10 protein-coding genes are annotated in these 13,539 nt (G+C 62.2%); 7 read left to right on the top strand and 3 right to left on the bottom strand.

Annotation, left to right across the window (positions count from 1 at the left end; all coding sequences use genetic code 11):
* Positions 1–50: 50 nt before the first annotated feature.
* The 3 genes from MHAR_RS05720 to MHAR_RS05730 all read right to left on the bottom strand — a co-directional run bounded on the left by MHAR_RS05720 (position 51) and on the right by MHAR_RS05730 (position 7,945).
* Positions 51–2,570 carry a C1 family peptidase gene (locus tag MHAR_RS05720; protein ID WP_228369616.1) on the bottom strand — a complete coding sequence of 840 codons (2,520 nt, stop codon included), beginning with the start codon at positions 2,568–2,570 and terminating at the stop codon, positions 51–53.
* Between the two features lie 310 nt (positions 2,571–2,880).
* Complete coding sequence (locus MHAR_RS05725; protein ID WP_081472282.1) at positions 2,881–5,547, bottom strand: C1 family peptidase; 2,667 nt, start codon at positions 5,545–5,547, stop codon at positions 2,881–2,883.
* A 136-nt stretch (positions 5,548–5,683) separates the two neighbouring features.
* Entirely contained in the window at positions 5,684–7,945 is a 2,262-nt protein-coding gene (locus MHAR_RS05730) for a C25 family cysteine peptidase (protein ID WP_143763303.1), read from the bottom strand.
* A gap of 204 nt (positions 7,946–8,149) precedes the next feature.
* Here MHAR_RS05730 and MHAR_RS05735 point away from each other — a divergent pair, with 204 nt between their 5' ends.
* The 7 genes from MHAR_RS05735 to comD all read left to right on the top strand — a co-directional run bounded on the left by MHAR_RS05735 (position 8,150) and on the right by comD (position 13,411).
* A complete protein-coding gene (locus tag MHAR_RS05735) occupies positions 8,150–9,418 on the top strand; it encodes a cysteate synthase (protein ID WP_014586667.1) in 1,269 nt (422 codons plus the stop codon).
* Positions 9,415–10,185, top strand: coding sequence for an ATP-binding cassette domain-containing protein (locus MHAR_RS05740; RefSeq protein WP_014586668.1), 771 nt, complete (start codon positions 9,415–9,417; stop codon positions 10,183–10,185). Before MHAR_RS05735 ends, MHAR_RS05740 begins: the two co-directional genes overlap by 4 nt.
* Positions 10,182–10,880 carry a GTP-binding protein gene (locus MHAR_RS05745; protein ID WP_014586669.1) on the top strand — a complete coding sequence of 233 codons (699 nt, stop codon included), beginning with the start codon at positions 10,182–10,184 and terminating at the stop codon, positions 10,878–10,880. The genes MHAR_RS05740 and MHAR_RS05745 overlap by 4 nt, the downstream gene beginning before the upstream one ends.
* A 72-nt stretch (positions 10,881–10,952) precedes the next feature.
* Entirely contained in the window at positions 10,953–11,633 is a 681-nt protein-coding gene (locus tag MHAR_RS05750) for a (Fe-S)-binding protein (protein ID WP_014586670.1), read from the top strand.
* 136 nt (positions 11,634–11,769) lie between these two features.
* Positions 11,770–11,916, top strand: a complete 147-nt coding sequence (locus tag MHAR_RS13670; protein WP_187287858.1) for a hypothetical protein — start codon at positions 11,770–11,772, stop codon at positions 11,914–11,916.
* A gap of 22 nt (positions 11,917–11,938) precedes the next feature.
* Positions 11,939–12,781, top strand: a complete 843-nt coding sequence (locus MHAR_RS05755) for a hypothetical protein (protein ID WP_014586671.1) — start codon at positions 11,939–11,941, stop codon at positions 12,779–12,781.
* 120 nt (positions 12,782–12,901) lie between these two features.
* Positions 12,902–13,411 (top strand): sulfopyruvate decarboxylase subunit alpha, encoded by a 510-nt coding sequence (comD, locus tag MHAR_RS05760; protein ID WP_014586672.1) that lies wholly within the window; start codon positions 12,902–12,904, stop codon positions 13,409–13,411.
* Positions 13,412–13,539: the final 128 nt, after the last annotated feature.

Here is a 13,539-nt window from a genome sequence, read left to right on the forward strand (position 1 = left end):
ATGTATGTAAAATCTTATGAGCATAGGGTAGCTCATAAGATTTCGCACCATTAAGAATATTTTTTGTACCAATCGCCCGAAACCGGCAAATCACCACCAAGCCCATAGATAATTATCTTATCAGGAACAGCATCGTTGTTATAGTCCAAATACCACCCCTGATTAGAAGGCCTGAACACCCCGATAGTGTCTTTACCATTTCCGTTCCAATCGCCCACCACAGGCAAATCGCCGGAGATTCCATAGGTGATTATCTGGTCAGGAATGGCATCGTTGTTGTGATCCAGATACCACTGCTGATTGGACGGCCTGAAAACACCAATAGTGTCCTTACCATCTCCATTCCAATCGCCCGCAACTGCCTGATCACCATTAAGGCCGTAGGTAATTGTGGCGTCTGGAATCGCGTCATTGTTATAGTCCAGATACCACCACTGATTGGACGGCCTGAATACACCAATTGTGTCCTTACCATCTCCATTCCAATCGCCCGCAACTGCCTGATCACCAGTAAGTCCGTAGGTGATTACCTTGTCAGGAATAGCATCGTTGTTGTAGTCCAGATACCATCCACGATTGGACGGCCTGAAAACACCAATTGTGTCCTTACCATCTCCATTCCAATCGCCTGCAAGTGGCTTATCCCCATTGAGACCGTAGCTGATAATCGCGTCAGGAACAGCATCGTTGTTGTAATCCAGATACCATCCCTGATTAGAGGGTCTGAAGACCCCAATGGTGTCCTCCCCCTTCCTCCCAAAGTCAACGGCAGCGATGCCGATGGGCCCGGTGAAGGATAGGCCTGCGCCACCTGGAGACCCTTCTCCAGCCGCAGCTCCAAGTTCGAGGTCCTCAGGTGGCATTGGGTCGTCCGAATGATCATCCATGGTTCCTGGGTTCAGCTCCTCAGGGGTCACGTTGCTTTCTCCTCCGATATAGGCGTCGTTGTCGCTGCCAGACCAGTCCCAGGACGGCATAGATACGGATGCGTAACCTGACGAGGTTGCCCTGGCCAAAATAGATGCATCCTTAGAGATATCGAGGCTGCAGGAGGCAAGGACTTCGACGTCGTCGTTCGGCCCCAGAATTGGCCAGTAGGTTTCGGTATCGTAGCGCTTCGGATCGTAGATTATATCGTAGTTGAACTTCAGGCCGAAAAGGTTCGCCACCTGGTTTGCTACAGTGTTCGAAAGCTGACGTTCTCCTAAGACGAAAAGTCCGCCCCCTTCTCCTGAGGCGAGCCAGTCGATGTACCCGATCGCCATCCTCTCATTATCTTGCAGATAAATCGCATCATCTGAGGGCCAGCTACCGTCCCCAGAACCAATAACACGCCCGCGACCGACGAACTCTTTTATAGCGGCAAGCTCGGAGGTGCTGAAGGAGTTCGTGGGGTTAGAGATTATAACCACATCGTAGCAGTTCAGCATATTCGAGGTTACCGGGGTTTCCGTGGTGCTCTGGACGAAGTACCCATTGCCTGCGAGGATGTTTCCCCACTCGTCATAGCCACTGGAGAGCTGGAAGTCATACATCGGAACGTGTCCCTCGTAGAAGAGGACACTCGCCGCCCTACTGGGCTGGTGAGCGATCGTCTCGTCTTCAATGCGCACTTCATTCCATTTTATCCTGAACCAGCCGCTCTCTCCCCAACCAGTTCCCCAGGAGTTCTTGCATATCAAATACCAGCCATTTGTGGCATCATAGCCCCAGCCAACTATGACTACAAAATGTCCACCTTCGAAGGTGGCGCCTGTGGTCTTTTTGTATATTCCACCGCTATATCCCCAGAAGTCGCTGTATACTTCCATGTAAGTTGCGACCGGACCGCAGCACGTTATCTCCTCTTTCAACGCGTCGAGGGGGGCGTCATTGATAGTGCCTCCAGGGCCGTCACCGACCCAGCACCAGTCCGTGATGTAGTACCTCCTTGACTCTCGATCTGGGCAGCTGCCGCGGCACGGCGCGGTGTCGCTGGCCAGATAGGGGTAGCAACTCTCGTCGACCGTCCCCTCACATAACATCCAGTCGGAGGTGCTGCTCAAATACCAGCCGCTGCAATCGCCCGGAGAGCAGGAGAGGATCTCTTGTTCTGAGAGGTCGGGCTGGAGGTTGGGGTTGCCCGCAGCGATCTTCATTCGGGACTCCAAAGCGCCGCAGACGGCAAAGGCCCAGCAAGACCCGCATGGGTTCTGGTTTCTGATCGGGGTCGTCCAGTCAAAGCCTCCTGCATTTCTCCAATCGAAGGAATTCGGGAAGGTCCCTCCCGGCGATTCTAGGTCTACCTCCGATCTTGGTGTGGTCTCATTTTGTGCGGTCTCATTTCCGTCGGTCTCAGAAAGGCCTCCCAAGAGCCTCCGTCTATCTTCAGGCGGCAGCAAAAATATGGGGTTCAAACCGGCGGTCCAATTGGCACCACTCTCTTCAATCGATCTTTGAATATCCTCCACCTCTGCAATTCGCTCGGGATAGCTCTCGATCACCTTCTCCCTCTCCTCTGGGGAGAGGCTCAAGAGAAACTCCTCGATGGCAGCCCAGTCACCCCCGGCCGCCTCCACTGCCTCTCGCATTCCCGACATCTCCGAACCATCGGCAGCCGATCCGGCCGGCAAGAGAAACGCCGATAGCAGAAGCATGATCAATGCCGTCATTCCATTTCGATTCATCCTCATAACTACTCCTCTACAGATATTCTATATTTGCTGTCTTATCAGGTTATAAATTTTGCTACAAAAAACTATCTGTAAAAATCCTAAACATATATTCAAGATATAGATTATTATAACTGCATATATACATATACTTGAAAATTGGTTATGAGTACCAAAAAAATTTGAAAAAATATTGAATCCGAACTCTAATCGAACTCAATTTTTTTGACTATCTCTTGTACCAATCGCCCACAATAGCTTGATCACCTGTTAGCCCATAGAATATGATCAGGTCCGGAATCGCATCGTTGTTGTAGTCCAGATACCATCCCCGGTTGGAGGGCCTAAAAACACCTATCGTGTCCTTGCCATCTCCATTCCAGTCGCCTACAACTGGCACGTCTCCAGTCAGTCCGTAGACGATTATCTGGTCAGGAACAGCATCGTTGTTGTAGTCCAGATACCATCCCCGATTGGAAGGCCTGAACACACCTATTGTGTCCTTACCATCACCGTTCCAATCGCCGGCAACTGCCAAATCACCGTTCAGTCCATATACGATCATTTGATCGGGAACAGCATCGTTGTTGTAATCCAGATACCAACCCTGATTAGAGGGCCTGAAAACGCCTATTGTGTCCTTACCATCACCGTTCCAATCGCCTGCAACTGCTTGGTCACCGTTCAAGCCGTACGGAATGAAAAAGTCAGGAATCGCATCGTTGTTGTAATCCAGATACCAACCCTGATTAGAAGGCCTGAACACACCTATTGTGTCCTTACCGTCTCCATCCCAGTCCCCAGCAATTGCTTGGTCACCATTCAAGCCGTACGGAATGATAAAGTCAGGAACAGCATCGTTGTCGTAGTCCAGATACCACCACTGATTAGAGGGTCTGAATACTCCTATCGTGTCCTCCCCCTTCCTCCCGAAGTCGATCGCCGCAATCACGATCGGCCCGGTGAAGGAGAGCCCCGCCATGGGGACAGGCTCGCTGGAGGCATCCAGCTCTTCATCCTCGTCAGGGGTGACGGCCGGATCGGCCAGCTCCCCTCCGGGCGGGACCTCGCCGTCGGCGGGCATGGGGACTACATCGGGCGGCAGGACCTCGTCGGCCATCACCGAGAGGGGCGTCTCTTCGGGGTTGAGGGCGGCCTCGACATCGGCCTCCTGGGGCCGAACCTCTGGATCAGCGCCGCCGGCCGCGGTGACGTACCCCGATGGGGTCGTCCTCGCCAGGGCGAAGGCGTCCTTGGAGATTCTGAGGCTGGAGGCCTCTATCACCAGGATGTCCTCCTTCGGCCCCAGGATGGCGTTGGTCACCGCCCCGTCGTAGCGGAGGGGGTCAGATACCGTGTCCGCATTGAAGTGGAGGCCGAAGAGGTCTCCGACCTGGTTGATGACGTCGTTCTCGGCCAGGGGCGCGGGGCCATCGGCCGGGCCCATCGGCGCGATCGGCGGGAGCCAGTCGACGCCGTCGCCGCCCAGGAGGAGGAGGCCGCCTCCGTTGCCGCTGGCGAGCCAGTCGACGTACTGGACCGCCGCCTTGACGTTATCCTGCTGGTATATGACCGCGTTCTCGAAGAGGTCGCCGTCCCCGGCGGCTATCACGCGGCCGCGGCCGACGAACTCCTTGATCGCCGCCAGCTCATCGGCGGTGAAGGCGGCCCCGGGGTTAGCTATCACCACGACGTCGTAGCACTCGAGGAGCTCCGCCGTCAGGTTCGCCTCGTCGCTGCTGTGGACGAGGTAGCCGTTCCCGGCGAGCCTGTTGCCCCACTCCGAGTAGTTTCCCAGGAGGGCGTATACGGGTCCGTGCCCCTCGTAGAAGAGGACCTTCCCGTCGATCCTCGGCTGGTAGGCGACCGCCTCGTAGCCGATGAGCGAGTCGCCCATCTTTATCCTGAACCAGCCGGAGTCGCCCCAGGCGGCGCCCCAGGAGTTCTTGCAGATCCAGTAGTCGGTGCTGTTATTCGTCCCCCAGCCGAGGATGTCCACCCACTGGCTCCCGACCAGGGCTCCCGCAGCGTGCTCGTAGATATCGTCGTCGTAGAGGTAGAAGTCCTCGTAGACCGCCATCTTAGACGAGACGGGGCCGCCGAAGAGGACCTCCTGCTGGATCCTGGGGACGTCGATCACATCCGGCTCCCCGGAGACCCAACACCACCCCTCGATCTTGTACTTCCGGGCGTCCCGGTCAAAGCAGCTCTCGGTGCAGGGGACGGTGTCAAGCCCCCGGTACCGGAAGCAGGCGTCGTCGACGGTCCCCTGGCAGAGGAGCCAGTCGGCGGTTAGGTTGCTCGACCCGCTGCTGCAGTTCCCCGGTCCGCAGGAGAGGAGGTACTGCTCCGAGAGGTCGGGGCGGAGGTTGGGGTTGTTGGCCGCAAGCTTCATCCGCGCCTCCACCGCCCCCAGGGCGGCAAAGGCCCACCCCGACCCGCAGTTCCCCTGATCCTTTATCGGGGTCATCCAGCTGTCCCCGCTGACGTTCCTCCAGTCCCATTCTCCAGGGACGGCGTCCGTCGATGGCCCGCCTCCGGGGAGGATCGTCAGAACCTCCACCGGGAAGTCGGCCGCGCCCAGACCGGGCCGCAGCTCCGGCGGCAGGATCGATACCGGGTTCAGCCCCGCCTCCCAGCTCGCGCCTGCCTCCTCGATCGCCTGCCTCACCCTCACCAGCTCGGCGATCCGCTCCGGATACGTCGCGATGACCAGGGCTCTATCCTCCGGCGAGAGGGTCGCCAGCATCTCCTCGATGGCGGCCCAGTCCCCGCCGGCCGCCAGTACCGCACCTTTCATCTCTTCGAGTTCCGGCTCCTCGGCCGCCGCGGCGGCTGGAGAAAAGGCCAGAAACGAGATGAAGATGGCAACAGCCAATACAGCTATCTCTCTCATCTCACCACTACTCCCTACTTTGAGATCTGATAGGTGATCTTACATTTACTGATTATAAATTATGCGCTCCCCCCGGAGCCCCCCCTGCACCAAGTCCCCTTCTCGATATTAAATCGGATATATTTGGGATGGGGCTTCAAAAATCCGGGGATCTCCAGACCCCCGATCCCCTCCTCGTCCCCGGAGAGACGGTCACCTCCAGGGGTTCCGACCACCCCGAGGCTGCCTCGAGATCCTCGGCCTTCACCCTGACGGCGCGGGTCCCCGCCGCCTCCCAGCGGTGAGCGAGGCTGACGGTCGCCCCCGAATCGAAGAACTCCGTCTCCGAGAAGGTGCCGTCCCCCCAGTCGTAGGTGTACTTCACCCGGTCGCCGTCGGGGTCCGACGAGGAGGTCGAGTAGCTGTAGGCCGTCCCCGTCCGGCCGCTGGCGGGGCCCGCAGGCCTTCCGGGCGTCTCCGGGGGGGCGTTCGGCGACGGGGGCCCGACCCCGAGGGCGGGGTCCCCCAGGAGGAGGAACATCTTGACGTTGTCCGCCGCATAGGAGGTGGCGCCGTACTTCGCCATCACCTTGACCTTGGCGTCGTTGACCACCCAGCCGAGGTCGGATATACCCCCGTTCCCCATGGCGTTGAAGAGGTATCGGTCGAAGTCGTGGTTCGGCTCCGTCCAGGAGGGCCTCGATGCCCCCAGAAAGGCGGCGGCAGACCCGTCGTCCTTGACGAAGGCCTCGGCGAGGCAATCCCCCGCCTGGTCGAGGGCGGCGTTGTAGCAGGCGATGCTGAGGACCGCAGGAAAGGCGACCCCAGCCATGGCGTGGGCCTCGCTGGTCCCGAACTCCTCCCCGGCATAGTTCCACCCCGGCCCCCAGCTGGTGTAGCTCCCGTGCCCCCGGTAGTTGACGATCCCGACCCCGGAGGCGGCGGCGAGAACGTCGGCGTTGGTGGCTCCGTCCCCGCCTTGGGAGGGCGGCGATCCGTAGGCGGTCGCAAAGGAGAAGGGGCTCGCGTAAGGGGCAGTCCTGATCGACTCCTTGCACCCCTGATACTTCCCCGGCGCCTCCTGGGCGTGGGCGATGAGGAGGACCTTCGAGGCCCAGTCTCCTGTCCTGGCGCCGGTCTCATAGGCGAGGATCTTCGCCACCTGCTGGCCGACCTCGGCGTCGTTCTTCGCCGTTATCCTGCCGACGGCCACCTCGGGGTAGAGGTCGACCCCCGCGACGCAAGCATACCAGTAGTCGCTGGGGATCGTCATCCCCGGAAAGTAGGAGCTGAAGGAGGAGGAGGGGTCCCAGTTCGGCCTCCAGGGGAGCCTTCCGATATCGCCGACCAGGAGGAGGTACTCCAGCTCGGGATGGGCGGCGTAGACGCTCGCCACCACCTCCTTCACCGCCTCCGCCGACGGCGTGCTGGAGGACGGAAAGTAGCAGGAGAGGACGGGAACCCCCGCCGCCTCCCGCCGCTCCAGGAGGGGGCGTATGCTCTCATAGCTGCTCTGGCCCTCATGCCTGATCGAGAGGTACTTCACCATCTCGGGACTCTCCGCCCCGTCGATCCCCACCCCCGGGGGGAGGTCCGCCTCCCCCCCAGCGGGCTCGGGGCCCCTCGCCTCGAGGTCCAGAAGGTGGTAGTTGGATATCACCTCCCGGTAGATCCTCGCAAACTTCGGCTCCGCCGTCTCTTTTGCCAGGACCCCCCCCTCGTAGTCGAGCCGGACGAGAATCCTGTCGTAGACCCTCAGCTCTCCCGTCGCCGGGTTGAAGGCCACGGGGTTTGCCTGGAGCTCCACCACCACCAGGTCCCGCCAGATCCCGGGGGGCCCCACCTCCACCAGCTCCTCGGGGTAGAACCCGTCCCGGGAGTAGAACTCCTCGTCGATCAGGAGCCCTCGATATCCTGAGAGGCCGTCCACCTCCGGCGGCTGGAAGGGACGGACCCTGAACCCCGGGTATGTCGAGGAGGAGGCCTCGAGGACGGTGGCGCGGACCGCCGCCCCCGCCGGGACCGCCACCATCGCCCTTACGACGGGAAGCTCGGGCCGTCCCACTTCGGTCGTCGTTCCCCTCTCCGGGATCGAGAGGACCGAGAAGGCCTCGCTCCCGGCAGCCCTCTCCTCTGCCCTCACCCCCCGGAGGAGGAACTCGACGACCGTCCCGGAGGCGTCCGAGCTGGAGACGAGGACCTCGGCCCCCACCTCTGGGCCGTTGAGGATCCGGCCGCCCCCACCTTCCTCCTCTCCGGCCCCGCCTCCAGCTTCTGAAAGGCCGGGCGCCGACGCCATGAGGTCCGGGGGAAGCTCCGCATCCCCTCGAAGAAGATGGGGCCCCTCCGGGGAGGCCAATGCTGCGGCCCAGAGCGGCATAGACGCCACAGCGATAATAACTGGGATCAACTCCTTCACCTGCTACCCCTCCATCGAAGGTATAATCAGCCATCTGGTAAGATAAATAACCCACCCACCCGGGCCGGCTCTGGGGCCTCTTCTCCCTGTAGCCCGGCTTTTACATCCTCATAGTACAGATAGATTTATTATAATTTCACATTAAGGTCAAAATATTGGACAAAACAGAAAAAGCTATATCCCCGGCTCTCCCGAGATGATCTCATGGGCGAATATCTGCTCAGGTGCCCCCGCTGCGGAAGACCGCAGCCCCCTAGCGCCCTCGACTGCGCAAATGACGACTCCCTCCTCCGAACCGAGTACGTCGCAAAGAGGCTCACCCTCCGGGAGGACCTGCCGGGGCTCTGGAAGTTCATCGACTGGCTCCCCGTAAAGGGGCCCCTCCGGGGGTCGGGAGAGAAGCCCGTCACCTTCAGGAGCCAGGTCCTCGCCCGGGAGCTGGGCCTCTCGCGCCTCTACATCAGCTTCAGCGGCTACTGGCCCGAGCGCGAAGCGAGGATGGCCACCTGCAGCTTCAAGGACCTGGAAGCTCCGCCGACGGTGGAGAGGCTGATGGAGCGAAAAGAAGGTCAGGCCCTCGTCGTCGCCTCGGCGGGGAACACCGCCCGGGCCTTCGCCCAGGCCGCCTCGGCCGCCGGCCTCCCCCTCGTCCTCGTCGTCCCCACCTCGGGGGAGAGCCGCCTCTGGACGACGGTCCCTCCTTCGGAGTCGATATGCGTCGTATCGGTGAAGGGGGACTACACCGAGGCGATCGACCTCGCCGCAAGGCTGGCCGGAGAGGCCGGGTTCGTCGGCGAGGGGGGGGCTAGGAACGTCGCCCGGAGGGACGGGATGGGGGTCGTCGTCCTCGACGCCGCCCTCGCCATGGGCGCCCTTCCGGACCACTACTTCCAGGCGGTCGGGAGCGGGACTGGGGGGATCGCCGCCTGGGAGGCCTCCTTGCGGCTGATCGGGGACGGCCGCTTCGGCTCCTCCCTCCCTCGGCTCCACCTCGCCCAGAACTCCCCCTGCGCCCCCCTCTACGCCGCCTGGACCGGCTCGGCAGCGCCCCAGGGCTCCTGCCCCGGCGGGATGTACGACGACGTCCTCTACAACCGAAAGCCCCCCTACGCCGTCCCCGGGGGGGTCAGAGACGCCCTGGAGGGGACGGCTGGCACCGTCTGCGCCATCTCCAACGGGGAGGCTTCCCTCGCCCGGCAGCTCTTCGAGGAGGGGGAGGGGATCGACATCCTGCCGGCGGCGGCCGTCGCCGTCGCCGCCCTCCAGCGGGCCGCAGCCTCCGGTTCAGTGAAAAAGGATGACCTCATCCTCCTCAACATCACCGGGGGTGGAGTCTCCCGGGTCCGGGAGGAGCTGGAGATCTTCACGCTCAAATCCGATATCGAGGCCGATCCCTCGGCCCTCTCATCCGCATCCGATAAAAGCCTCGTCGCCGAGATCGAGGAGATCCTGGGAAGGAGGGCACCTCGATGACCTTCGACCGGGCCTGCAGCCTCACCATCCTCGGCGGCCTCGACAAGGAGAGAAGGCCCGACCGAGTGGAGAGGCTCGAGATGCGCCGGGGCGAGATCATCGGGATCGTCGGGCCGACGGGCTCGGGAAAGAGCTCCCTCATCGCCGACATCGAGCAGTTCGCCAAAGGAGACACCCCCTCGGGGAGGAGGATCCTCATCGATGGGTGCGAGCCGAAGGCCGAGATGAGGTCCGACCCCCGAAGGAAGCTGATAGCCCAGCTCTCCCAGAACATGCACTTCCTCGCCGACATGACCGTGGGGGATTTTCTGAGGATGCACGCCAAGAGCCGGGGGAGGCCCCCGCAGGTGGCAGGTCGGGTGATAGAGCTCGCCAACACCCTCACCGGGGAGCCGGTCCATCCGGACCAGCATCTGACGATCTTGAGCGGGGGGCAGTCGAGGGCGCTGATGGCCGCCGACATCGCCGTCATCAGCGATTCGCCGATCGTCCTCATCGACGAGATCGAGAACGCCGGGATCAAGAAGAGGGAGGCGCTGGAGCTCCTCTCCGGGGAGGGGAAGATCGTCGTCGTCGTCACCCACGACCCGATGCTCGCCCTCATGACCTCCCGGCGGGTCGTGATGAAGAACGGCGGGATGGTGAGGGTGATCGAGACGACGGCCGGAGAGCAGAAGGTCTGCGAGGACCTGGCGAAGGTCGACGACTGGCTGATGGACCTGCGGGAATCGATCCGGCGGGGCGAGGTGGTGGGGGCCGCCCTTTGAAGATGGTGGTGGTGGCCGGAACCCCCGGCTCGGGGAAGACCTCCGTCCTCATCCACGCCGCGAGGTCCCTCCAGCAGATGGGGGTGAGGCCGGCGGTAGTCAAGATCGACTGCCTCTGGACCGAGGACGACGCGAGGTTTCGCCGCCTCGGCGTCCCCGTCGCCGTCGGCCTCGCCAAGGACATGTGCCCCGACCACTACTCGATCTACAACGTCGACGAGATGCTGGACTGGGCGAAGGAAGAGGGGGCCGACGTCCTCCTCAACGAGACGGCGGGCCTCTGCCTCCGGTGCGCCCCCTACCCCGACTCCGCCCTGGCGGTCTGCGTCCTCGACGTCACCTCTGGCCCCAACGCCCCCCTGAAGGTGGGGCCTCTCCTGACGACGGCGGACGTCGTAGTGGCGACGAAGGGGGACATGGTATCCCAGGCCGAGAGGGAGGTCTTCCGGGAGAGGGTCCTGGAGGCGAACCCCGCTTGCAGGATCGTCGAGGCGAACGGCCTCTCCGGCAAGGGGGCGGCGGAGCTGGCGGAGCTGATCAGGGAAGGCCCCGAGGTCGGCGAGAAGATGCTACTGCGGCACAACCCGCCCCTGGCCATCTGTACCCTCTGCACCGGGGAGCTCCGGGTATCGAAGGAGCATCACCGGGGTGTCCTCCGCCACCTGGACGGGTTCATGGAGTACTCAGGGGAGTAGAGGTCTGGTGAGTAGAGGGCTGAAATTCCCGGCTGACGATCATCGACGAGTCAAGCGGATGGAGCAAGCGAGATGAAGGAGATCGAACGGCTTCTGCCCGGCTACAACTGCGGAGAGTGCGGGTTCAAGAGCTGCCGGGAGTTCGCAAGAGCCCTGCTGAAGGGCACCGATCGGGGACGGGAGATCGAGATCGAACTCTGCCCTCACCTCGGCCTGGAGAAGCACCGGGAAAAGAGGGCCGAAATAGAGGAGACCCTTCCCCGGCTCCGAAGGCTGCTGGCCGAGGGGCGAGGAGGCGAAGAGGGAGAGGCCGAGATCCGGGGGGTGATCGACGGCCTCGCCGCGGACTTCTCCCTGGCGCCGCTCCCCGGCGAGCCCTCCTGTCGCGAGGACGTCCACCCCTTCGACCGGGATCTGGAGTTCGAGGTCGGCGACGTCCTCCGCTACCGCCCCCTCGGCTGCCCCGTCACCCATTTCGGAAAGGTCGTTAAGATCGATCACGGCCTCGTCACCGTCCACGTGGTGGGGCCCCGCCACCTCCTCGGAGACCGAGACTTCGCCCCCCTGGACGTCGGGGTCTCTCTCGTCGCCGCCTTTGAGGGGGTCGTCCTCCGGGGCCGGGTCCCCGGGGTCGGAGAGACGGTCAGGTTCCTCCCCGACCACTGCATGATGCAGAAGGTCCACTCGGGGGTGATCGTCCACTCCGAGGGGAGGATGGTCAGGATCGAGGGGATCGATCTGAAGGTCTGGTGAGGTGGCCTGGGTCCATCGCCGGGAGCGCCGGCGGGGGAGGACGCCGGCCCTGGGGCGATCCCGTCCCAGGGCCGTCAGATATAATACCATGATCTGCAGAGACAAAAATATATACAGAAATTCCGGGTGCCTTTGGATGCCACCGATGGCGCTCCTTCCTTCCCTCAAGCCGGAGTGGTCCTGCGGAACCTCCGAAGAGACCGTCCTCCTGACCTTTGGGGGGAGGAGGGAGGCGGAGTCGGCGGAGCCTGGATCGAGGTCGAAGCCAGTACGGCTGAGATGAAGATGGTTATGAGGTGAATTGGATGGAGCTCTCCGTTATCCCCAGCATGTCGGCCCGCAGCGGGCTGAAGATCTTAATTGGATGCCTTCTGTTGTCGTCTCTTGCCTGGACTCCGGCGGGAGCCCAGGCGATAAGCCTGACCCCCTTCGTCGCGCCTTTGAACGATTTCGCGGAGCTGGGATTCATCGTCCCAACGGATGTGGCGGTGGAGGCTGAATCTTTGAACGACAAGAACTACACCGAGGGGCGTTACCTGGTGGCCTCCCTCCTCCTCAACGAGAGCAGGGTATTTTTATACCTCCTATACCCCTGCCAGCCCCCCGAGGTCCAGCTGGATGCCGAGGGGCTGAAAGATCTGATCGAGGTCTTCGACCCCACCCTCAATGAGACCATATACAGCCCCGCGCCCCTGAACATCACCGACCGGTCCGCCATCTGGGGACAGATCGGAAACTACGTCCTCGTCGCCCATCAGCCGTCGAATCAGACCGTATCGATCGTATTCATCGACGAGAACGTCACCGAGACGGTGGTGGAGTACCTCCTCGGTTCCCTGGAGATCACCGTAAATGAGAACGCTACCCTCCTCTCTCCCGGGTACTGCGAATCCGCTTTAGGGGCCGGATCGGCCGTCCCTGAGGCGGCAGCCGAGACCCCCGCCCCTGAAGTGGCCACCAACGAGACCGCCGCACCGAGCGAGACGGTGGCGACTACGGAGCCGGAGGTGGCTCCAAGCGATGCCGTCGGTGCGACGGCGCCGGTGGAGCCCGTCCAGAACGCCTCCGGGACGAGCGTGGAGAAGACCCAGGCGGACCTCGCCGCCATCAAGGATCAGTTCCAGCAGAAGTTTGGCCTAAAGGTCTGAGGGCCCCTCGAGGCCTGAAGGCCGCCCTTTTTTCCCCGGGGGGAGCCGGCCGCCGCGAGGACCTGATCCCCCCCGGACGGATCAACCTTTAAATCCCATCGAAGCCCCGTATATCCTCCGATGAGATACCTCCAACCCTCGGAGGCGGTCTACCGGGGGATGAAGGGGGCCGGGATCGACTTCGTCGCCAGCGTCCCTTGCGTCCATCTCCAGGGGCTCCTCGCCCTCGTGGACACCGACCCCGAGATCAGGCACGTCCCCGTCACCCGGGAGGAGGAGGGGGTCGGGATCGCTGCCGGTGCATACATGGGCGGTAAAACGCCAGCCCTCCTGATGCAGAACTCGGGGCTTGGAAACAGCATCAACGCCCTCGCCTCCCTCAACGGCCTTTACGGGATCCCGCTCCTCCTGATCGTCAGCCACAGGGGCGGAGTGGGGGAGACGATATCCGGTCAGGTCCCCATGGGACGGCTGACGCCGAAGCTCCTCGACGCCATGGCTATCCCGAGGTTCATCCCCACCCTCACCGAGGCCGAGGAGAAAGTTGCCCTCGCCTGGGAGATCGCTCTTGCGAGGAGGACCCCGTCGGCGGTGCTGCTGGAGATCGGGTTCTGGAAGCCGATCCCCTGAACCCCGGAGACGACGGATGCCTCCGACGAAGGACTATATATTTCAGGAGGGAATATTTCTACTGATGATCAGATTGACGGCGCGGGTCTCCGGCAGGGTCCAGATGGTGCTCGGTCCTCGGGCCTCGT

Origin of the sequence: Methanothrix harundinacea 6Ac, from assembly GCF_000235565.1 — an archaeon.
GTDB lineage: Archaea > Halobacteriota > Methanosarcinia > Methanotrichales > Methanotrichaceae > Methanocrinis > Methanocrinis harundinaceus.